This is a genomic window from Streptomyces sp. NPDC029526, assembly GCF_040637405.1.
In the GTDB taxonomy this organism is placed as follows: domain Bacteria; phylum Actinomycetota; class Actinomycetes; order Streptomycetales; family Streptomycetaceae; genus Streptomyces.
Genome location: NZ_JBEZWE010000002.1, coordinates 997,933 through 1,019,881 on the forward strand (window position 1 = coordinate 997,933; position 21,949 = coordinate 1,019,881).

Sequence of the window (21,949 nt, forward strand, 5' to 3'; positions counted from 1 at the left end):
GCGCCCACAGGTGGGGAACCGGCCACATCCGGTATGCGAGGAATCGTTTGTTCTGCCGCGCGGCGCCACCCGCTCGCCCGGCCTCCGGCACGACGGCACCCCGCGCCGGTACTGTCGGCAGGGATGCCGAGACGCACACCGCGTCTGTCACGAACGCGCCGAGGTGGAATGTGAAGGCGATCCGTCGATTCACCGTCCGACCCGTTCTCCCCGAACCCCTCCGGCCCCTCAGCGACCTGGCCCGCAACCTGCGCTGGTCCTGGCACGAAGGGACCCGCGACCTCTTCCGGTCCGTCGACCCGGAACGCTGGGCCGCCGCGGGCTGCGACCCGGTCCGGCTGCTGGGCAGCGTGCCGCCCGCCCGGCTGACCGAACTCGCCGGCGACCCCCACTTCCTCGACCGCCTCACCGCGGTCACCGACGACCTCGACGCCTACCTCACCGGTGACCGCTGGTACCAGTCCCGGACCGAGGACCTGCCCGCCGCCATCGCCTACTTCTCCCCGGAGTTCGGCATCACCGCCGCTCTGCCGCAGTACTCCGGCGGCCTGGGCATCCTCGCCGGGGATCATCTCAAGGCCGCCAGCGACCTCGGCGTGCCGCTGATCGGCGTCGGCCTGCTCTACCGGCACGGCTACTTCCGCCAGTCCCTGTCCCGGGACGGCTGGCAGCAGGAGCACTACCCCGTGCTCGACCCCAACGAGTTGCCGCTGGTCCCGCTCAAGGAACCCGACGGCACCACCGCGCACGTCACCCTCGCCCTGCCCGGCGGGCGCTCGCTGCACGCCCGGATCTGGCTGGCCCAGGTGGGCAGGGTCCCGCTGCTGCTGCTGGACTCCGACGTCGAGGAGAACGCCCCCGGCGAGCGCGGTGTCACCGACCGGCTCTACGGCGGCGGCAGCGAGCACCGGCTGCTCCAGGAGATGCTGCTCGGCATAGGAGGGGTCCGGGCGGTGCGCGCGTACTGCGGGCTCACCGGGCACGCCGCCCCCGAGGTGTTCCACACCAACGAGGGCCACGCCGGCTTCCTCGGCCTGGAGCGCATCGCCGAGCTGGGCGCCGAAGGGCTCGACTTCCCCGCCGCGCTGGAGGCGGTCCGGGCCGGCACCGTGTTCACCACCCACACGCCCGTCCCGGCCGGCATCGACCGCTTCGACCGCGAACTGGTCGCCCGGCACTTCGGCCCCGGCGCCGAACTGCCCGGCATCGACGTCGACCAGGTCCTGCGGCTCGGCATGGAGACGTACCCGGGCGGGGAGGCCAACCTCTTCAACATGGCCGTGATGGGCCTGCGCCTCGCCCAGCGCGCCAACGGCGTCTCCCTGCTGCACGGCCACGTCAGCCGGGAGATGTTCGCCGGGCTGTGGCCCGGCTTCGACCCGGCGGAGGTGCCCATCACCTCCGTCACCAACGGGGTGCACGCCCCCACCTGGGTGGCCCCCGAGGTGTTCCGGCTCGGCGCCCGGAAGATCGGCGAGGAACGGGCCGAGGAGGCCCTGACCGTCGGCGGGTCGGACCGCTGGGACTCGATCGCCGACATCGCCGACCAGGAGATCTGGGAGCTGCGCCGCTCCCTGCGCGAGCTGCTGGTGATGGAGGTCCGCGAGCGGCTGCGCGCCTCGTGGCGGCAGCGCGGGGCCGGTACGGCCGAGCTGGGCTGGATCGACCGGGTGCTCGACCCGGACGTGCTGACCATCGGGTTCGCCCGGCGGGTCCCGTCGTACAAGCGGCTGACGCTGATGCTGCGCGACAAGGACCGGCTGATGGAGCTGCTGCTGCACCCCGAGCGGCCGGTGCAGATCGTCGTCGCGGGCAAGGCGCACCCGGCGGACGAGGGCGGCAAGCGGCTCATCCAGGAACTCGTCCGGTTCGCCGACGACCCGCGGGTGCGGCACCGGATCGTCTTCCTGCCCGACTACGGCATGGCGATGGCGCAGAAGCTCTACCCCGGCTGCGACATCTGGCTGAACAACCCGCTGCGCCCGCTGGAGGCGTGCGGGACGAGCGGGATGAAGGCGGCGCTCAACGGCTGCCTCAACCTCTCGGTGCTGGACGGCTGGTGGGACGAGTGGTTCCAGCCCGACTTCGGCTGGGCCATCCCCACCGCCGACGGCAGCGCCACGGACCCCGACCGGCGGGACGCCATAGAGGCCGCCGCCCTCTACGACCTGCTGGAGCAGCGGGTGACCCCCCGCTTCTACGAGCGGGGCGAGAGCGGGCTGCCCGACCGGTGGCTGGAGATGGTCCGGCACACCCTCAGCTCGCTCGGCCCCAAGGTGCTGGCCGGGCGGATGGTCCGGGAGTACGTGGAGCGCCTCTACGCGCCCGCCGCGACCGCGCAGCGCGCCATGGACCCGGGGACGGCCCGCGAGCTGGCCGCGTGGAAGGCCCGGGTGCGGTCCGCCTGGCACCGGGTGAGCGTCGACCACGTCGAGACCTCCGACACGGAGGCGACCGCCGAACTGGGCACCACGCTCGCCCTGCGGGTGCGGGTGAACCTCGGTGACCTCGGCCCGGACGACGTGGAGGTGCAGGCGGTCTCCGGCCGGGTCGACGAAGCCGACCGCATCACCGACGCGAGCACCGTGCCGCTGAAGCCGTCGGGCTCGCCGGACCAGGAGGGCCGCTGGGTGTACGAGGGCCCGCTGTCCCTGGACCGCACCGGACCCTTCGGCTACACGGTCCGCATCCTGCCCGGGCACCGGCTGCTGGCGTCCGGCGCGGAGATGGGCCTGCTCGCCGTGCCGTCCGAGGACCTGGTGGCGGCGGCGGGTCTGCTGATGAGGTGAGAGGGCCGGGGCGGCGGGGGTTCACTGGTCCTCGACGCCCTCGGTGGCCAGGCGGCGCAGGACGGTTCCGCAGCGGCGCGCGTAGGCGTGCTGGAGGCCGCGCGTCGCCGGGCCGCCGGCCCGGGCGTACCAGGCGGCCGGGCGGCTGAAGGCGGACACGGTCAGCCACACGGTGCCGTCGCCGGTGCGGTCCACCACGAACGACTCCTCGCCGCGCTCCGGGTGGCCGGCCAGGGTGCCGTAGGCCCAGCCAGCCCTGCGGTGTTCCTCCTCGGCCCAGACCACCCGGCACGGGGCCCTGACGACTCCGGCGAGGGTGACGGTGACGTCCACCCCGGGGGCGGCCCGGTCGGCGGCGGCGTCCACCCCGACCCCCATGGCCCGGTGCATCTCCCAGGTGAACAGCGCCCGGGTCGCCTGCTGGAACACCACCTCGCCCTCGCCCAGCCGGGTACGGAGGTGCAGGGGGTGGAAACCCGGTGGGCAGAAGCCCTGTTCACGGGTCTTGCCGACGTGGTCGTAGGTGAAGTCCGCCGAAGACATGGGACCCAAGGGTAGGGCGGCGCCCGCGCCGTGGAGCACGGCGGGGCGCCGCCCGGTGGGCTCGTCCCGGTTTACGGGAAGGTGAGCTTCCAGCTGTTGATGTAGCCGGTGTCGTAGCGTGCCCGGTCCTGTACGCGCAGCTTCCAGGTGCCGTTGGCCGTCTCGGAGGAGGCGTTGACGGTGTAGGTCTCCTGGATGTTGTCGGCCGAGCCGCCGGTGCGGCTGCGCAGCGGGTACACGGAGCCGTCCGGGGCCACCAGGTCGACGACCAGGTCGCCGCTCCAGGTGTGCCTGATGTCCACCGTCACGCCGAGGTTGGACGGGGCGTTCCCGGAGCGTCCGGTGACGGTGACCGAGGAGGTCACCGCGGCGCCGTTGTCCGGGATCGACACGTCGGTGGTGTTCTCGAACGACGTGCCGCCGCCGCCACCGCCGTCACCGGGGCGTGAGCCCACGTTGACGCCCGCCCAGGCGTCCTGCACCGCCTTGTACTCGGCGCTGTCCGTCCCGTACAGCTCGCCGGCCGCCGCCAGGGTGCCGGTGCGGGCGCCGGCGTAGTTGGTGGTGGAGGTGAACTTGGTGGTCAGCGCGCGGAACCAGATCTTCTCCGCCTTGGCGCGGCCGATGCCGGTGACCGGGAGACCGTCGGAGGTGGGCGAGTCGTAGGTCACCCCGTTGATGGTCTTGGTGCCGCTGCCCTCGCTGAGCAGGTAGAAGAAGTGGTTCGCCGGGCCGGAGGAGTAGTGCACGTCGATGCTGCCGATGCCCGAGTACCAGGCGTCCTTGGACTTGCCGTCCCGGCTCGGCCTGTCCATGTAGCGCAGCGGGGTGCCGTCGCCGTTGATGTCGATCTCCTCGCCGATGAGGTAGTCACCGACGTCGGAGGAGTTGTTCGCGTAGAACTCGACGGTCGCGCCGAAGATGTCGCTGGTGGCCTCGTTGAGGCCGCCGGACTCGCCGCTGTAGATCAGGCCCGCGGTGTTCGAGGTGAGGCCGTGGGTCATCTCGTGGGCGGCCACGTCGATCGAGGTGAGCGGGTTGGCGTTGCCCGCGCCGTCGCCGTAGGTCATGCAGAAGCAGCTGTCCGACCAGAAGGCGTTGACGTAGTTGTTGCCGTAGTGGACCCGGGAGTAGGCGCCGACGCCGTCCCCGCGGATTCCGCTGCGGCCGTGCACGTTCTTGTAGTAGTCCCAGGTCAGGGCCGCCCCGTAGTGGGCGTCGGCGGCGGCCGACTCCAGGTTCGAGGGGTTGCCGTTGCCCCAGACGTCGTCGGAGCCGGAGAACAGCGTGCCGGTGCCGGACGTGCCGCGGTTCAGGTTGTACGTCCGGTGGTTGCCGCGCGCGCCGTCGGTGAGGTTGTACGACGACCCCGACTGCGTGGTCGTCAGGTCGACGGTGCCGCTGTAGACGGTGTGGCCGGTGCCGTTGTGCACGGCCTGCCACTCGTACAGCTTCTCGCCGGTGGTGGCGTCGGTGACGACGTGCAGCTCCTGCGGGGTGCCGTCGTGCTGGAGGCCGCCGACGACGGTCTCGTAGGCCACGACCGGCTTGCCGTCGGCCGCCCAGATCACCTTGCGGGGGGCCCGGTCCACGTCGGGGCTCTTGGCCTTCTCGGCCTTCGCGGCGGACAGGGCCTGCTGCTCGGCCTTCGCGGCGGGCACCGCGGTGGCGGTGGTCGCGGGCTTCACCGCGGCCCGGGTGGCCTTGACGACGGTGTCGGCCTCGCCGGCCTCGTCGCCCTGGACGATCAGGTCGCCGCCGAGGACGGGCAGCCCGTCGTAGGTGCGTTCGTAGCGGACGTGCACGGTGCCGTCGCGGTCCTTGAGGACGTCACGGACGACCAGCTTCTCCTTGGCGCCCAGGCCGATCTCCTTGGCGGTCTCCGCCTTGGTGGCGTCGGCCTCGCGGATCAGCTCGGCGCGCTGGGCGGGGGTGAGCCGGACCGACTCCGAGCCCGGCTTCGCCGCGCTCTCGGCGGCGGGGGCCGGCTCCGGCGCGGCGGTGGCCGTGCCGGCCTGGACGGCCGTCGCGACCAGGGCGGCGACCCCGGCGAGTGCGACGGCGGCGGTGCTGCGGGGGGTGCGTCTGTGGGAAGACCTGCTTCTCAACACTGACTCCTTCTGCGCGGCCGCGGGTCGCGCGGCCAGGGGAGACCGGCCGGCGGGTGGGCCGGCCGGGCAGAACAGGGCGGTACGCGGAACCAGGTGTGGTGCTCGGCCGCCGTCCCCGGGCGTCGGCGCGGTGCGGTGGGGTTGCCGGGAAGGGGCCGTGGGAAGAGTGGCAGGTGATCGCGGTTTCTGTCAGGACCGCGTCAAGAGTTTGGCGGAAAACGTTCGCTGGCCGGGAGGTGGAGTCCGTTATGCGGACGTGGTGGGGTTCCGTACCGGGGACCGCCCCGATCGCCTCGCCCTGCCGGGAGCGTCAGGGCGGCGTGGGGCGACCCCGCCGCGGCTGCCACCGGTGCGGTGCGGTGCGCGCCGCGGCGGCCCGACGGCGGCCCGTCGGAACCCGGGGGCCGGCGGACGCCCGGGCTCCTCCGTGCCGCCCTACGCCAGGCTGTCCCGCCAGGCCCGGTGCAGGTCCGCGAAACGGCCCGTGCCGGCGATCAGGTCGGCCGGGGGGCCGTCCTCCACGATGCGGCCGTGCTCCATCACCAGGACCCGGTCGGCGATCTCCACCGTGGACAGCCGGTGGGCGATGACCACCGCCGTGCGGCCGGTCAGCACCGTCGCCATCGCCCGCTGCACCGCGCGCTCGCCGGGGACGTCCAGGGAACTGGTCGCCTCGTCGAGGATCAGCACGGCGGGGTCCGCGAGCAACGCCCGGGCGAACGCCACCAGTTGCCGCTGCCCCGCGGAGATACGGCCGCCGCGCTTGCGGACGTCGGTGTCGTAGCCGTCGGGCAGGGCGGTGATGAAGTCGTGCGCGCCGATCTGTTTGGCGGCCCGCTCGATCTCCTCGCGGGTGGCCTCCGGGCGGCCGATGGCGATGTTCTCGGCGACCGTGCCGGAGAACAGGAACGCCTCCTGCGTCACCATCACCACACCGCGCCGCAGCTCCGGTCCCGCGAGGTCGCGCAGGTCGACGCCGTCCAGCAGGACCCGGCCCTCGGTGGGGTCGTAGAAGCGGGCGAGCAGCTTGGCCAGCGTCGACTTGCCCGCGCCGGTCGAGCCGACGACCGCGACCGTCTGCCCCGCCGGGAGCGTCAGGTCGAAGCGGGGCAGCACCTCGCCGCCCGTGCGGTACGCGAACCGGACGCCGTCGAAGACCACGGTGCGGCCGGGGTGCCCGGAGCGCCGGACCGGGAGCTCGCGGGGCGTGGCCGGTTCGGGCACGGACGGGGTCTGCGCCAGCAGCCCGGCGATCTTCTCCAGCGAGGCCGCGGCCGACTGGTAGGCGTTGAGGAACATGCCCAGCCGGTCGATCGGGTCGTACAGCCGCCGCAGGTAGAGCACCGCCGCCGCCAGGACGCCCAGCGCGAGGGTGCCCTCCGCGACCCGGTACGCGCCCCACAGCACCACCAGCGCGACCGTGGTGTTCGCGGTCACCCGGGAGCCCACCACGTAACGCGCCATCTCCAGCAGCGCGTCGCCGTTGGTGCGCTCGTGGCGCCGGTTCAGCACCCGGAAGTCGGCGTCGTTGGCGGCCTCCCGGCGGAAGGCGCGCACCGGCCGGATGCCGTTCATCGTCTCGACGAACTTCACGATGACCGCGGCGATGGCCGTCGACCGCTTGCGGTACACCCGCGTCGCGCGCCGCCGGTAGGACCGCACCAGCCCGTACAGCGGCAGGAAGGACGCCACCGCGACCGCGCCGAGCCCCAGGTCCAGCCAGAGCAGCAGCACCGAGATGTAGACGCACGACAGGACGACCGTCACCAGCTCCTGGAGCCCCTCCTCCAGCAGCTCCCGCAGCGCCTCCACGTCGGTCGTGGAACGCGAGATGAGCCGGCCGGAGGTGTAGCGCTCGTGGAAGTCGACGCTCAGCGCCTGGGCGTGGCGGAAGATCCGGCCGCGCAGGTCGAGCAGCACCGCCTGGCTCACCCGGGCCGAGGCGGTGATGAAGCCGTACTGCAGCGCGCCCGCCGACGCCGCGCACAGCAGGTAGCCCACGGCCACCGCGATCAGCGGCCCGTGGTCGTCGGCGCGGAACGCGGGCACCGCCCGGTCGATGCCGTACGCCACCAGCAGCGGGCCCGCCTGCACCGCCGCCTGCTGGAGCAGCAGCAGGAACGCGGTGAGCGCGACCCCGCCCCGCAGCGGGGACAGCAGGGACCGCAGCAGGGCCCCGGTGGCGCCCGGGGGCGCCGGCAGGACGTCCCGGTCGAAGGGGTCGCCGGCCTCCCCGGGCGACCGGTCGTCGTCGTCCCGGCCGGGGGCGGGCGCGGTCGTGGCCGCCGTCATCGCGGGTCCTCCTGTCCGCCGGCCGGCTCACCGGCCATCAGGTGGGCGTACTCGGCGTTGGTGCGCAGCAGTTCGTGGTGGGTGCCGACGGCGGTGATCCGGCCGCCGGAGAGCAGCGCGACGCGGTCGGCCAGCAGCACCGTGGACGGCCGGTGGGCGACGATGAGGGCCGTGGTGCCGGCGAGCACCCGGCGCAGGGCGGCCTCCACCGCGGCCTCGGTGTGCACGTCGAGCGCGGACAACGGATCGTCCAGCACCAGGAAGTCGGGCCGGCCCACCACCGCGCGGGCCAGCGCCAGCCGCTGCCGCTGGCCGCCGGACAGGCTCAGGCCCTGCTCGCCGACCTGGGTGTCCACACCCTGCGGCAGCGCGTGCACGAAGTCCGCCTGCGCCACCCCGAGCGCCCGCTCCAGGTCCTCCGGCCCGGCGCCGGAAGCACCGGCGCCCATCAGCACGTTCTCCCCGACGGCGGCCGAGAACAGGGTGGGCTCCTCGAACGCGACGGCGACCCGGGCGCGCAGTTCCTCGCGGGGCATCGCCGTGATGTCCACCCCGTCCAGGGTGATCCGCCCGGAGGTGACCTCGTGCAGCCGGGGGACCAGGGCGGTGAGCGTGGTCTTGCCGCTGCCGGTCGCGCCCACCAGGGCCAGCGACTCGCCGGGACGGATGTGCAGGTCGACCCGGTCCAGCACGGGCGGGGCGTCCGGCGGGGCGTCCGGGTAGCGGAAGGTGACGCCGTCGAAGCGCAGCCCGTCGGCGCGGCGGGGCGCGGCGTCCGGGGCGGCGGGCGCCGTCCGGTCCTCCTCGGGGGCGTCCATCACCTCGAAGTAGCGGGTGGTGGCGGTCGCCGCCTCCTGGCTCATCGCCAGCAGGAACCCGATGGAGTCCACCGGCCAGCGCAGGGCGAGCGCCGTCGACAGGAACGCGACCAGCGTGCCCGCCGACAGGGTGCCGTCGGCCACCCGCATGCAGCCGAGCACCAGGGCGGCGCCGACGGCCAGTTCGGGCAGGGTGACGATGATGCCGAGGATGGTGGCCAGCAGCCGGGCCTTGTGCAGTTCCGTGCCGCGCAGTCGCCCGGCCAGTTCGTGGAAGGCGCGCGCCTGACTGCGGTGCCGTCCGAACCCCTTGATGATGCGGATGCCGAGCACGCTCTCCTCGACCACGGTCGTCAGGTCGCCGACCTGGTCCTGGGCCTTGCGCGACGCCGCCGAGTAGCGCTTCTCGAACACCACGCAGGTCACCATCACCGGCACCGCGGGCACCAGGACGACCAGGCCCAGCGTCCAGTCCTGCGCCAGCATGATGCCCAGGCCGACGAGGATGGTGACGCCGTTGACCAGCAGGAAGGTCAGCGGGAAGGCCAGGAACATGCGCAGCAGCATCAGGTCGGTGGTCGCCCGGGACAGCAGCTGCCCCGACGGCCACCGGTCGTGGAAGGCCACCGGCAGCCGTTGCAGATGCCGGTAGAGGTCCGCCCGCATCCCCGCCTCGACCCCGGACAGCGGCCGGGCCACCAGCCAGCGCCGCAGCCCGAACAGCAGCGCCTCCGCCAGTCCGAGCAGCAGCAGGTACAGCGCGCCGAGCCACACGCCCCCCGGGTCGCGGTCGGCGATCGGACCGTCGACCATCCACTTCAGGACGAGCGGGATCACCAGGCCGATGCAGGAGGCCAGGACCGCGATGAACGCGGCGGTGAACAGCCGCGCCCGCACGGGCCGCACGTACGGCCACAGCCGCAGCAGCGTGCGCACGGTGGAGCGGGGCGGGGCGTCCGGCCTGGAACCGTCGTCCGAGCGGGGTTCGGCAGTGGGGAGTGAGGTGGACATCAGCAGTGAGCCTACGGATCGATGCTGACACTGCCCACCGAGTTTCGGCCCGACAGGGCTCCGTCCGGAGACCTACGACCCGCGGGCCGGCGCGGGAACCCCGGCCCCCAAAAGCCCGCCCGCCCGGGCGGCGTTCGCCCTGGCCCGCCCGCCGTCGCCGGCAGGTCGTACCGTTCCCGTCAACCGATCGGACGATGGCAGCCGAGCGGCACGGCCGATGCGCGCGGGCCCCGGCCGCCGGAAGACTGACCGGCATGTCCGTCATCGAAGTCACCGATCTGCGCAAGACCTACGGAAGCCGGGCCGTGGTCGACGGGGTGTCGTTCACCGTCGAGGAGGGCGAGATCTTCGGGATCCTCGGCCCGAACGGCGCCGGCAAGACCACCACGGTCGAGTGCGTGGAGGGCCTGCGGGTGCCCGACGGGGGACGGGTGCGGGTCACCGGACTCGACCCCGTCGCCGAGCACGACCGGGTCGCCCGCGTCCTCGGCGCCCAGCTCCAGCAGAGCGCGCTGCAGCCCAAGCTCACGGTCCGGGAGGCCCTGGAGCTCTACGCGTCCTTCCACCCGGCCCCCGCCGACTGGCGGCCCCTGACCGAACGCCTCGGGCTGACCGCGCAGCTGGACACCCGCTACGGCAAGCTGTCGGGAGGTCAGCAGCAGCGGCTGTCGATCGCGCTCGCCCTGGTCGGCGACCCCCGGGTGGTGGTGCTGGACGAACTGACCACGGGGCTCGACCCGCGGGCCCGGCGCGACACCTGGCAGCTCATCGAGGACGTCCGCGCCGGCGGGGTCACCGTCCTGCTGGTCACCCACTTCATGGAGGAGGCCCAGCGGCTCTGCGACCGGATCGCCGTCATCGACCGGGGCCGGGTGGCCGCCCTGGACACCCCGGCCGGGCTCATCCGCCGCTCGGCCGGCGCCACCGTCATCAGCTTCACCCCGTCCCGGCCGCTGGACGAGAGCGACCTCGCCGCGCTGCCGGACCTCGCCTCGGCCGAGTACCGCGAGGACCGCGTCACGCTGTCCGGCACCGACGCGACCGTCAACGCGGTCATCACGCTGCTGGCCCGCACCCGCGTCACCGCGCACCAGCTGCGGGTCACCGACGCCACGCTGGACGACGCCTTCCTGGACCTCACCGAGGGCGCGGGCGCCCCCGGCACACCGGGTGCCCCCGGCACACCGGGCGCCCCCGGCACGCCCCGCCCGTCCGACGCCGACCCGTCCGGCCCGACCGAGGAGCTTCCGGCATGACCGCCGCCCTGTTCAACTCCGCCGTCCTGCGCACCGAGGTACGGCTGTTCCGCCGCGAACCCGGCAACCTGTTCTGGATCCTGTTCTTCCCCAGCCTGCTGCTGGGGATCCTCGGTGCCGTCCCCGCCTTCCGCGACCCCGACCCGAACCTCGGAGGGCTGCGGTCCATCGACCTCTACGTCCCCGTCGCCGTCCTTCTGGGCGTCCTCATCGCCGGGCTCCAGGGCATGCCGCAGACCCTCACCGGCTACCGCGAACAGGGCATCCTGCGGCGCATGGCCACCACGCCGGTCCGGGCCACCGCCCTGCTGTCCGCGCAGATGCTGGTGTACGGCGGGAGCGCGCTGGTGTCCGCCCTCCTCGCGCTCACGCTCGGCCGGGTCGTCTACGGCGTGTCCCTGCCCGAGCAGCCCGCCGGCTACCTGCTCGCCCTGCTCCTCGCGGCCTTCGCCTGCCTGGCGTTCGGCGCGCTGATCTGCTCGCTGTCCCGGACGACGAAGATCGCCGCCGCGTTCGGGTCGGCGGCGTTGTTCCCCGCGATGTTCTGCGCGGGCGTCTGGCTGCCGGTGCAGGCCATGCCCGACCTGCTCGCCCGTATCGTCGGCTGGACCCCGTTCGGCGCCGCTTCCGAAGCCCTGAACGACGCCGCCGCCGGGGCCTGGCCGGGCTGGGACCACCTGGGCGTCACGGCCGGCTGGACGGTGCTGCTGACCGCGTTCGCCGCCCGCTGGTTCCGCTGGGAGTGAGCGCGATCCGGATGTCCGACACTGGTGCGATGACGCGGGCAGGGGACGGCGCACGGGCGGGGGACGGCGCGCGGGCGGCCACGCGGCTGGAGCAGCGGTGGGCGCTGTTCCACCGCTGGGGGCCGTACGCGCTGCTCGCCACCGGCACGGTGCTGGCGGCGTCCACCGCCCGGGTCCTCGGCATGACCCGGGCGGAGGTGTACGCCTGCGCCGTGCTCGTCGTCGCGACGCTCGTGCTGCAGCTGTGGTGGGGGCGGGCCTCGCGCGGCCGTGCCACGCCCTCGACCGCGAGCACGGTCTACTTCACCCTGCGGATCGCCCTCAGCTTCGCCCTGACCTGGCTGAACCCGCTGTTCGCCTTCCACGCGGCGATCAACTACTTCGACATCGGGCGACTGCTGCCGCAGCGGCTCGTCGTCCCCGGGCTGCTGGCCGCCGCCGTCACCGTCGCGGGCTCCCAGAGCGGCGGCCTGCCGCCGGACGACGCGACCGGCTGGATGGTCTTCGGCGGCGTCCTCGGCGTCAACGCGGCGCTGCTGCTCGTCTTCTCCCACATCGCCGGCCTGGAGGAGGCCCGCGCCCGCACCCAGGCCGAGACCATCGACGAACTGGAGCGCACCAACACGGCGTTGCAGCAGGCGCTCGACGAGAACGCGGCCCTGCACGCCCAACTGCTGGTCCAGGCACGGGAGGCCGGGGTGGCCGACGAACGGCGCCGGCTGGCCGCCGAGATCCACGACACCCTCGCCCAGGGCCTGACCGGCATCATCGCCCAGCTCCAGGTGGTCACCGGTACCGACGACCCCCGGCTGGCCCGTGAGCACCTGGACCGGGCCGCCGCCCTGGCCCGGCACAGCCTCGGCGAGGCCCGCCGTTCCGTGCACAACCTGTCCCCGGCCGCCCTGGCCGACGACGCCCTGCCGCAGGCACTGGAGAAGACGGTGGCCGAGTGGGAGGAGCGCACCGGCATCCCCGCCCGGTACACCACCACCGGCACCGTCGAGCCGCTCCACGACGAGGTGGCGGCCACCCTGCTGCGGATCGCCCAGGAAGCCCTGTCGAACACCGCCCGGCACGCGGGCGCCACCCGGGTCGGCGTCACCCTCTCCTACATGGGCGACGAGGTCACCCTCGACGTCCGCGACGACGGCCACGGCTTCGACCCGCGGGTCCGCCGCGCCCGTGACGGCAGCGGCGGCTTCGGCCTCGACGGCATGCGGGCCCGCGCCGAACGCATCGCCGGGTCCCTCGGCATCGAGTCCGAACCCGGCCTGGGGACGGCGGTGTCGGCTCGCGTACCGTTGGTCCGCCATGACTGACGCGCCCGCGGAACCCGCCGTCTCCCTGCTGATCGTCGACGACCACCCCGTCGTCCGGGACGGCCTGCGCGGCATGCTCGCCTCGGTGGCCGGCTTCCGCGTGCTCGGCGAGGCGGCCGACGGCGTCGAGGCGCTGGAACGGGCCGCCGCCCTGGACCCGGACGTCATCCTGATGGACCTGCGCATGCCCGGCGGCGGGGGAGTGGAGGCCATCCGCGAGCTGACCCGCCGGGGCGCCCGCGCCCGGGTGCTCGTGCTCACCACCTACGACACCGACTCCGACACCCTCCCCGCCATCGAGGCGGGCGCGACCGGCTACCTGCTCAAGGACGCGCCCCGCGAGGAGCTGTTCGCGGCGGTGCGGGCGGCGGCCGAGGGCCGGACGGTGCTGTCCCCGGCGGTGGCCTCCCGCCTGGTGTCCGCGGTCCGCGCGCCCCGCCCGGCCGGCGGCGAGACGCTGTCCGCGCGGGAGCGGGAGGTGCTCGCCCTGGTCGCCCGGGGCACCTCCAACCGGGAGATCGCCCGGGAACTCTTCATCAGCGAGGCGACCGTGAAGACCCACCTCACGCACCTGTACGCCAAGCTGGGCGTCCGGGACCGCGCGGCGGCCGTGGCGGCGGGCTACGACCGGGGCATCCTGGGCTGACGGCCCGCTTGGACGGCCCGCTTGGACGGCCCGCTTGGACGGCCCGCTTGGACGGCCCGCTTGGACGGCCCGCTTGGACGGCCCGCTTGGACGGCCCAGAGCGGCCCGGAGCGGCCGGGTACCGCCCCCGGCCGGCCCGCGGGCCCGTCCCGTCAGCGCACCCGCAGCAGCAGCACCGTCCGCCCCGGCACCGTAAGGGCCGAGCCCGCCCGGTGCACGGTGTCCGGCGCGGACGCCTGGTCCTCCCGCCCGGTGTCGACGACGACCTCGTACCGCTCGGCCCACGGCGGCCCCGGCAGCACGAAGTCCACCGGCTCGCCCCCGGCGTGCAGCACGGCCAGGAAACTGTCGTCGACGACCGGTGCCCCGTCCTCCCCCCGGCCGGGGATGTCCCGTCCGGAGAGGTACATCCCGAGCGTGGCGGCCGGCGCGTACCAGTCGCCCTCGGTCATCTCCGCGCCGTGTGCCGTGAACCACGCCAGGTCGCGCAGCCCGTCCGCCGAGTGCGGCCGGCCGGAGAAGAAGGCCCGGCGCCGCAGCACCGGGTGCCGGTGGCGCAGCCCGATCAGCCGCGAGGTCAGGTCGAACAGCGCCCGCCACTGCGGGTGCTCCAGCAGTGACCAGTCCACCCAGCCGGTCTCGTTGTCCTGGCAGTAGGCGTTGTTGTTGCCGTGCTGGGTGCGGCCCATTTCGTCCCCGGCCACCAGCATCGGCACGCCCGTGGACAGCAGCAGCGTGGTCAGCAGGTTGCGCAGCTGGCGCCGGCGCAGGGCCAGGACCTGCTCGTCGTCGGTGGGGCCCTCCGCCCCGCAGTTCCAGGACCGGTTGTCGTCCGTGCCGTCCCGGTTGCCCTCGCCGTTCGCCTCGTTGTGCTTGCGGTCGTACGACACCAGGTCGCGCAGCGTGAAACCGTCGTGCGCGGTGACGTAGTTGACCGAGGCGTACGGGCGGCGCCCGCCCCAGGCGTACAGGTCGCTGGAGCCGGACAGCCGGTAGCCCATCTCCCGCACGTCCGGCAGCGCGTGCCGCCAGAAGTCCCGCACGGTGTCGCGGTACCGGTCGTTCCACTCCGTCCACAGCGGCGGGAAGGCGCCCACCTGGTAGCCGCCCGAGCCCACGTCCCACGGCTCGGCGATCAGCTTGACCCGGCGCAGCACCGGGTCCTGGGCGATCACCGCGAGGAAGGGGGAGAGCATGTCGACGTCGTGCATGGAGCGGGCGAGGGCCGCCGCGAGGTCGAAGCGGAAGCCGTCGACGCCCATCTCGGTCACCCAGTACCGCAGCGAGTCCGTGATCAGGCGCAGCACGTGCGGCTGCACGACGTGCAGGGTGTTGCCGCAGCCGGTGTAGTCGGCGTACCGGCGGGCGTCCGGCTGGAGGCGGTAGTAGCCGCGGTTGTCGATGCCCTTCAGGGACAGCGTCGGGCCCAGCTCCCCGGCCTCCGCGGTGTGGTTGTAGACCACGTCCAGGATGACCTCCAGGCCCGCCGCGTGCAGGGCGCGCACCATCCGCTTGAACTCGCCGACCTGCTGCCCGGTGGTGCCGGAGGCCGCGTAGCCGGCGTGCGGGGCGAAGTAGCCGACGGAGTTGTAGCCCCAGTAGTTGCGCAGGCCGCGGCTGAGGAGGTGGTCCTCGTGCGCGAACTGGTGCACCGGCAGCAGCTCCACCGCCGTCACGCCCAGCTTCACCAGGTGCTCGATCGCGGCCGGGTGGGCGAGCCCCGCGTAGGTGCCGCGCAGTTCCTCCGGGACGCCGGGATGCCGCTGGGTGAACCCCTTGACGTGCAGCTCGTAGAGCACCGAGTCCGCCCACGGGGTCTTGGGCCGGCGGTCGTCGGACCAGTCGTCGTCGTCGTGCACCACGACGCCCTTGGGCACGTACGGGGCGGAGTCCCGGTCGTCGCGCACCGTGTCCGCGACATGCTGCTGCGGCCAGTCCCGGACGTGCCCGTACACCTCGGGCGGCAGTGCGAAGTCGCCGTCCACCGCGCGGGCGTACGGGTCGAGCAGCAGCTTCGCCGGGTTCCAGCGGGCCCCCGTCCACGGGTCCCAGCGGCCGTGCACCCGGTAGCCGTAGCGCTGACCCGGCAGCACGCCCGGCACGAAGCCGTGCCAGATGCCGTGCGTCAGCTCGGTCAGCCGGGCCCGGCGCTCCCGGCCGCCTTCGTCGAACAGACACAGTTCGACGCCCTCCGCCCCGCCCGCCCACAGGGCGAAGTTGGTCCCCGCCACCCCGTCCGGGCCCACCCGGAAGCGGGCGCCCAGCGGCGTCGGCCGGCCCGGCCGGACCGGCACCGCCGGCGCGGACGCCACCGGCCGCCCGCCGTTCACGACGACGGCCGGGCGCCCCTCCCCGGTGGCCCGCTGCGCGGCCACCGCCTCCTGCTCGGCTGCGCTGGACACCTGTCAGCCTCCCGCGGCTCGTGGAACGACGGTGGTCACGAGTGCGCGGCCCTCCGGTCGGCTCCGGCCGCGGCTGTCCGGCGCGTCGTTCTCCCCACAGTTCTGCCCAGAGCGTGCCGCGCACTCACGTTTCCCCGCCCGGCGGCATGGTCGTTTCCCGAACGCGCGCCCGGTCGTTGCACAGCGCGTGAGGCACGCACAAGGGCGCGCACGGCGCGCGAGGGCCGCACTGGCCGCCGTACTGACCTGGGCAGGACTGCTGACCGGCACCGTCGGATGCACCGCGGACGGCCCCCTGAGCGGGGCGTTCGGCCCGCCGGCCGCCGAGGACGTCATCCGGGTGACGCCCGACGACGGCAGCTCCGGCGTCCGCCCCGACCGCGAGCTGCGCGTCCGGGTGCCGGAGGGACGGCTGGAGTCGGTGGCGGTGGTGAAGTCCCAGGACGCCCGGAGCTCCCCGGTGCCGGGGCGCCTGTCCGCCGACGGACGCACCTGGCGGCCCGACGGCGAACGCCTGGCGCTCGCCGCCGAGTACACCGTCGACGCGGTCGCCGTGGACGGCAACGGCCGCCGCTCCGCCCGCCGCACCACCTTCACCACCCACGTCCCCGAGGAACGCTTCATCGGCTACGTGGCCCCGGAGAACCGCTCCACCGTCGGCACCGGGATGATCGTCTCCCTGGAGTTCAACCGGAAGATCACCCACCGCGCCGCCGTCGAACGTGCCGTCCGGGTCACCTCCGAGCCGCCCGTCGACATCCGGCCGCACTGGTTCGGCCGCTCCCGGCTCGACTTCCGCCCCGAGCACTACTGGAAGCCCGGCACCCGCGTCACCGTCGAGCTGGGCCTGCGCGACGTGGAGGGCGCCCCGGGCGTGTACGGGCTCCAGCAGCGGACGTTCACCTTCACCGTCGGCCGCAGCCAGGTCTCCCGGGTCGACGCCGCCCGGCACACCATGCAGGTGCGGCGGGACGGCGAACTGCTCGCCACGGTGCCGGTGACGGCGGGAGCGCCGAAGACCACCACCTACAACGGGACGATGGTCATCACCGAGATGCTGGAGGTGACCCGGATGGACAGCCGCACCGTCGGCTTCGGCGGCGAGTACGACATCCCGGACGTACCGCACGCCATCCGGCTCACCGAGTCCGGCACCTTCCTGCACGGCAACTACTGGGCCGACGCGGACGTCTTCGGCTCCACCAACGTCAGCCACGGCTGCATCGGGCTGCGCGACGTCAAGGGCGGCGGGGCGGACACCCCGGCGGGCTGGTTCTTCGACCGCAGCCTCGTCGGTGACGTGGTCGAGGTGGTCAACAGCAAGGACAAGAAGGTGGCGCCCGACAACGGCCTGGGCGGCTGGAACATGGACTGGGAGAAGTGGCGTGCGGGCAGCGCGGTGACGTGACCCCGACGTGACCCCTCCGGCCGGGCCGGGCCGCCTCGGTGACCGGGCGCCGGGGCGGCCCTCGTTGGTCCCAGTCGGACCTGTCGGCCCTCGTCGGTCCCGTCGGTCCCGTCGGTCCGCCGTCGGTCCCGCGTCGGCCTCCAACCCCATTGGTCCCCGCTTCTCGGTCCCGTCGGTCCTCGCTGGTCCCACAGACAGTTGAAGTTGGGACTGAACGGTGACATTCACGCCCCGCCCAACCCCGCTGGCCTGGGGTTACGATGCGCCGGAGGGCGCGAGGGGCGCGCGGGGGTGCGGGTCGGGCCAGGCCCGCCGAGGGGAGAAACAACGTGAACGTGGGGCCGATATCGGGTGCGTCCGTGGGCGCGCGGCGACGGACCGGCAGGCAACTGGCCGCCCTGGCACTCGGGGTGGTGCTGGCGGTCACGGCCTGCGGCGGCGGGGGCGCGGAACCGGGCGCGGGCGACGGCAAGGGCGAGGGCAAGCCCGCCGCCGCGGCCGTCAGCAAGCAGTCCGAGGCCGTGGTGAGCATCGCTCCGGAGGACGGCGCCGAGGACGTGAAGACCACCGGTGCGCTGAAGGTCTCGGCCGCCAAGGGCAAGCTGACGGAGGTCGTCGTCCGGGACGCGGACGGCGGGAAGATCGACGGCGAGTTGTCCGCCGACAAGACCACCTGGACGCCGTCCACCCACCTGGCGGCCGCCACCAAGTACACCGTGCACGCCGTGGCCAAGGACGCCGAGGGCCGTACCGCCGCCGAGGACGCCGACTTCACCACGCTGACGCCGAAGAACACCTTCATCGGCAACTTCACCCCCGAGGACGGCTCCACGGTCGGCGTCGGCATGCCGTTCTCGCTGCGCTTCACCCGGGGCATCACCAACCCCGAGGACGTCGAGAAGGCCATCCGCATCACCACCGAGCCGGCCGTGGAGGTCGCCGGACACTGGTTCGGCAACGACCGCCTCGACTTCCGCCCGGAGCACTACTGGAAGGCCGGCACCAAGGTCACCGTCGACCTCAACCTGGACGGCGTCGAGGGCCGCCCCGGGGTCTACGGCAAGCAGTCGAAGAAGGTCTCCTTCACCATCGGCCGCAGCCAGGTGTCCGTCGTCGACGCCAAGAAGCACACCATGAAGGTGAAGCGGGACGGCAAGGTCATCAAGACCATCCCGGTCACCACCGGCGCCCCCGGCACCGAGACCTGGAACGGCCAGATGGTCATCACCGAGCGGCTCAAGGTGACCCGCATGAACGGCGAGACGGTCGGCTTCGGCGGCGAGTACGACATCAAGGACGTCCCGCACGCCATGCGCCTGAGCACCTCCGGCACCTTCATCCACGGTAACTACTGGGGCGGCGACGCCTTCGGCAACTACAACGCCAGCCACGGCTGCATCGGGCTGCGTGACACCCGCGGCGGCTGGGACAAGAAGGCCCCGGGCGCCTGGTTCTTCGACAACTCGATGATCGGTGACGTGGTCGTCGTCAAGAACTCCAAGGACGCCACCATCGCCCCGGACAACGGCCTCAACGGCTGGAACATGTCCTGGGAGAAGTGGAAGGCGTAGCCTCCCCCGGTCCGCGCGGCCCCGGTGCGAGCCACGGCACCGGGGCCGCGCCGTACCCGCGGAAGGGGCCGCGCCGTGCCCGTACAAGGAGCCGGGAGCGGGCGGGGCTCCGGCGGGCCCCGGAACCCCCGGCCGGTGTGACCGACCGCACCCACCCCGGTCGCCGTTAGTCCCCGTTAACCTGCTGGCATGACCGTACATCTCGAAGTCGCGGACGGCGTCGGCACCCTGCGTCTGGACCGCCCGCCGATGAACGCCCTGGACGTGGCCACGCAGGACCGGCTGAAGGAACTCGCCGAGGAGGCCACGCGCCGCGACGACGTGCGCGCCGTGGTCATCTACGGCGGGGAGAAGGTGTTCGCGGCCGGCGCGGACATCAAGGAGATGCAGGCGATGGACCACACCGCGATGGTCCTGCGCGCCCGCGGGCTGCAGGACTCCTTCACGGCGGTGGCCCGCATCCCCAAGCCGGTGGTCGCCGCGGTCACCGGCTACGCGCTGGGCGGCGGATGCGAGCTCGCCCTGTGCGCGGACTACCGCATCGCCGGGGACAACGCCAAGCTGGGCCAGCCCGAGATCCTGCTCGGGCTCATCCCGGGCGCCGGCGGCACCCAGCGGCTGTCCCGCCTCATCGGGCCGTCCCGCGCCAAGGACCTCATCTTCACGGGCCGTCAGGTCCGGGCAGACGAGGCGCTGACCCTGGGTCTCGTCGACCGGGTGGTGCCCGCCGCCGAGGTCTACGAGCAGGCCCACGCGTGGGCGGCGAAGCTGGCCAAGGGCCCCGCGCTGGCGCTGCGTGCGGCCAAGGAGTCCGTCGACACCGGGCTGGAGACGGACATCGACACCGGCCTCGCCGTCGAGCGGAACTGGTTCGCGGGTCTGTTCGCGACCGAGGACCGTGAGCGCGGCATGCGCAGCTTCGTGGAGGAGGGCCCGGGCAAGGCGAAGTTCGTGTGAAACCTCGTCCCAGGGCTTGCCATTGACGCGATGTCTGATCCGGCCCCCTCGGTGCGGCGGTTTATGGGAGCCTTAAGGCACCCTTAAGCCTGTCGTGACGAGGGGGCCCGTCGATTGTCGAACAGCGAGCCGTTCCCGCAGGCAGGAAGTGGTGGGAACGATCCCCTACTGCCCCTGGCATATGACGGCGGACGATCGCACACAGGGGGCGTACGGGGGGCGTATTCGCCCGTACCGGCTCCTGACGTGCCGTTCGACGGCCATGATGGGGGCATGGCGGGGCTGGAGGGTTTGGGACAGCCGCGGGGAGACGGACGTGCGACGGCGTCACGCTGGTCGCCGACGGTCGAGGACGAACAAGCCCTGCGCGCACTGGAGTTGTACGGCGATCCGACGGAGTCCGAGGTGAAGCTGCCCTCGCTCCCCGAGTCCGCCGCCATCGCCCGCCGGCTCGCCCAGGTGGTCGTCCTGCGTCACTGGGGACTCTCCCCCCGTACCGCCGAGGACGCCGTGTTACTGGTGTCCGAACTCGTCGGCAACGCCGTCCGGCACACCGGCGCCCGCGTCTTCGGGCTCCGGATGTCCCGCCGCCGCGGCCGGTTCCGTGTCGAGGTGCGCGACCCCTCCCGCGGCCTGCCCTGCCTGATGCCGGTGCAGGAGATGGACACCAGCGGACGCGGCCTCTTCCTCGTCGACAAGCTGGCCGACCGCTGGGGCGTGGACCTGCTGCCCCGCGGCAAGACCACCTGGTTCGAGATGCGGGTCACGGAGCGCTGAGCCCCGCCGCCTGCGGCCGGTGCGGCAGGGGTCCCCGCGGGCGCTAATCTGACCTGCGTCATCAGGACTCCGGGGGAGCCCGCGGAGCACCGAGAGAACACGACGAGAGGGGCGGTCCGGTGGCGGACATCGAGGAAGCACGCAGGCAGTTCGAGCGCATCGACACGAACGGGGACGGGTTCATCACCGCCGCCGAGTTCAAGACCGCCCTCGCACAGGGCGGCGACTGGAACGTCACCGAGGAGGTCGCCGAGGCGGTCATCGCCTCCCGCGACCTGAACGGCGACAAGCTCCTGTCGTTCGACGAGTTCTGGGTCCACATCAGCAAGTGAGCCCCGCCGGGGCCCGGACCGCGTGCGTCGCCGCCGCGGACCGGGCCCCGCCGCGCGCCCGGGCCCGGAGCGCGGACCTGGTCCTCGCGGCGGGCTCCGTTCCCCATCCCCGTTCCCCGTCCCTGTTCCCGCCGCGGCCCTCGGCCGGGGCGCTCGCCGCGCCGCCCGGATGGCCGGAAGCAGCCGGTTGCCCGGAATAGCTCCGATGTCCCCGTGGTTGGCAGGGTCCACCGGCGTCCGCGGGGAGGCCGGTGCACATCCACCCGAAGGGCGAGGCGAGGCGGACCATGAAGATCGGCATCATCGGCGCGGGGAACATCGGCGGCAATCTCACCCGGCGGCTCACGGCCCTCGGGCACGACGTGTCCGTCGCCAACTCGCGCGGCCCGCAGACCCTCACCGCCCTCGCCGAGGAGACCGGGGCGACACCGGTCACGGTGGGTGAGGCGGCCCGGGGCGCGGAGATCGTGGTGGTCACCATCCCGGTCAAGGCCGTGCCCCAGCTGCCGTCCGGACTGTTCGACGGGGCGGCCGAGGGCCTGGCCGTCATCGACACCGGCAACTACTACCCGCAGCGCGACGGACGCATCGCGGGCATCGAGGACGACGGTCTGACCGAGAGCCGCTGGGCCGAGCAGCACCTCGGCCACCCGGTGATCAAGGCGTTCAACGGGACCTACGCCCAGGACATCCTGGACCATCACCGCCCCGCCGGCGCCCCCGACCGGATGGCCCTGCCCGTGGCGGGGGACGACGAGGCGGCCAAGCGGAAGGTCCGTGACCTGATCGAGGAGCTCGGCTTCGACACCGTCGACGCCGGCGGACTCGACGAGTCCTGGCGCCAGCAGCCGGGCACCCCGGTCTACGGGCTGCGGGCCGGCGTCGACGACGTGACCGAGGCGCTGGCGAAGGCGTCCCCCGAGCGCGGTCCCGACTTCCGCGGATGACACCGGGCCCGGGCCCGGCCTGCG

The 21,949-nt window shown here is 73.5% G+C and carries 16 protein-coding genes; 11 read left to right on the forward strand and 5 right to left on the reverse strand.

The annotated features are described in order from the left end of the window. Positions 1 to 170: 170 nt before the first annotated feature. Entirely contained in the window at positions 171 to 2,789 is a 2,619-nt protein-coding gene (locus AB0F01_RS09935) for a glycosyltransferase family 1 protein (RefSeq protein WP_362091965.1), read from the forward strand. 21 nt (positions 2,790 to 2,810) lie between these two features. On the opposite strand, the gene AB0F01_RS09940 is transcribed toward AB0F01_RS09935, so the two are convergent. The 4 genes from AB0F01_RS09940 to AB0F01_RS09955 form a co-directional block, all read right to left on the reverse strand. After that, on the reverse strand, positions 2,811 to 3,332 hold the full coding sequence (locus AB0F01_RS09940) for a DUF1990 domain-containing protein (protein WP_362091968.1): 522 nt from the start codon (positions 3,330 to 3,332) through the stop codon (positions 2,811 to 2,813). A 71-nt stretch (positions 3,333 to 3,403) separates the two neighbouring features. After that, positions 3,404 to 5,440, reverse strand: coding sequence for a M4 family metallopeptidase (locus tag AB0F01_RS09945; protein WP_362091971.1), 2,037 nt, complete (start codon positions 5,438 to 5,440; stop codon positions 3,404 to 3,406). Between the two features lie 438 nt (positions 5,441 to 5,878). Beyond that, positions 5,879 to 7,735, reverse strand: a complete 1,857-nt coding sequence (locus AB0F01_RS09950) for an ABC transporter ATP-binding protein (protein WP_362091974.1) — start codon at positions 7,733 to 7,735, stop codon at positions 5,879 to 5,881. Continuing rightward, positions 7,732 to 9,489 (reverse strand): ABC transporter ATP-binding protein, encoded by a 1,758-nt coding sequence (locus tag AB0F01_RS09955; protein WP_362092573.1) that lies wholly within the window; start codon positions 9,487 to 9,489, stop codon positions 7,732 to 7,734. Before AB0F01_RS09955 ends, AB0F01_RS09950 begins: the two co-directional genes overlap by 4 nt. A gap of 329 nt (positions 9,490 to 9,818) precedes the next feature. On the opposite strand from AB0F01_RS09955, the gene AB0F01_RS09960 reads away from it, so the two are divergent. Genes AB0F01_RS09960 through AB0F01_RS09975 form a run of 4 tightly spaced genes read left to right on the forward strand, consistent with a single transcriptional unit; the run spans position 9,819 to position 13,531 of the window. Continuing rightward, a complete protein-coding gene (locus AB0F01_RS09960; protein ID WP_362091977.1) occupies positions 9,819 to 10,820 on the forward strand; it encodes an ABC transporter ATP-binding protein in 1,002 nt (333 codons plus the stop codon). Continuing rightward, positions 10,817 to 11,566: an ABC transporter permease gene (locus AB0F01_RS09965; protein ID WP_362091980.1), complete on the forward strand. Its 750-nt coding sequence runs from the start codon at positions 10,817 to 10,819 to the stop codon at positions 11,564 to 11,566. The genes AB0F01_RS09960 and AB0F01_RS09965 overlap by 4 nt, the downstream gene beginning before the upstream one ends. Before the next feature lie 29 nt (positions 11,567 to 11,595). Beyond that, complete coding sequence (locus AB0F01_RS09970) at positions 11,596 to 12,885, forward strand: sensor histidine kinase (protein WP_362091983.1); 1,290 nt, start codon at positions 11,596 to 11,598, stop codon at positions 12,883 to 12,885. Continuing rightward, complete coding sequence (locus AB0F01_RS09975) at positions 12,878 to 13,531, forward strand: response regulator transcription factor (RefSeq protein WP_362091986.1); 654 nt, start codon at positions 12,878 to 12,880, stop codon at positions 13,529 to 13,531. The genes AB0F01_RS09970 and AB0F01_RS09975 overlap by 8 nt, the downstream gene beginning before the upstream one ends. A 152-nt stretch (positions 13,532 to 13,683) precedes the next feature. Here AB0F01_RS09975 and glgX read toward each other — a convergent pair whose 3' ends face one another. After that, positions 13,684 to 15,933, reverse strand: coding sequence for a glycogen debranching protein GlgX (gene glgX / locus AB0F01_RS09980; RefSeq protein WP_362091988.1), 2,250 nt, complete (start codon positions 15,931 to 15,933; stop codon positions 13,684 to 13,686). 187 nt (positions 15,934 to 16,120) lie between these two features. On the opposite strand from glgX, the gene AB0F01_RS09985 reads away from it, so the two are divergent. The 6 genes from AB0F01_RS09985 (at position 16,121) to AB0F01_RS10010 (ending at position 21,925) form a co-directional block, all read left to right on the forward strand. Next, positions 16,121 to 17,341 (forward strand): Ig-like domain-containing protein, encoded by a 1,221-nt coding sequence (locus tag AB0F01_RS09985; RefSeq protein ID WP_362091991.1) that lies wholly within the window; start codon positions 16,121 to 16,123, stop codon positions 17,339 to 17,341. Positions 17,342 to 17,700: 359 nt separating this feature from the next. Further along, positions 17,701 to 18,912 carry an Ig-like domain-containing protein gene (locus AB0F01_RS09990; protein WP_362091994.1) on the forward strand — a complete coding sequence of 404 codons (1,212 nt, stop codon included), beginning with the start codon at positions 17,701 to 17,703 and terminating at the stop codon, positions 18,910 to 18,912. Positions 18,913 to 19,101: 189 nt separating this feature from the next. Beyond that, entirely contained in the window at positions 19,102 to 19,869 is a 768-nt protein-coding gene (locus AB0F01_RS09995) for an enoyl-CoA hydratase-related protein (protein WP_362091997.1), read from the forward strand. Positions 19,870 to 20,037: 168 nt separating this feature from the next. Next, a complete protein-coding gene (locus AB0F01_RS10000) occupies positions 20,038 to 20,646 on the forward strand; it encodes an ATP-binding protein (protein WP_362092575.1) in 609 nt (202 codons plus the stop codon). Positions 20,647 to 20,765: 119 nt separating this feature from the next. Continuing rightward, the gene (locus tag AB0F01_RS10005) at positions 20,766 to 20,978 is read left to right on the forward strand and encodes an EF-hand domain-containing protein (protein ID WP_362092000.1); all 213 of its coding nucleotides are present in this window, start codon (positions 20,766 to 20,768) and stop codon (positions 20,976 to 20,978) included. Between the two features lie 257 nt (positions 20,979 to 21,235). Next, the gene (locus AB0F01_RS10010) at positions 21,236 to 21,925 is read left to right on the forward strand and encodes an NAD(P)-binding domain-containing protein (protein ID WP_362092578.1); all 690 of its coding nucleotides are present in this window, start codon (positions 21,236 to 21,238) and stop codon (positions 21,923 to 21,925) included. Positions 21,926 to 21,949 lie beyond the last annotated feature (24 nt).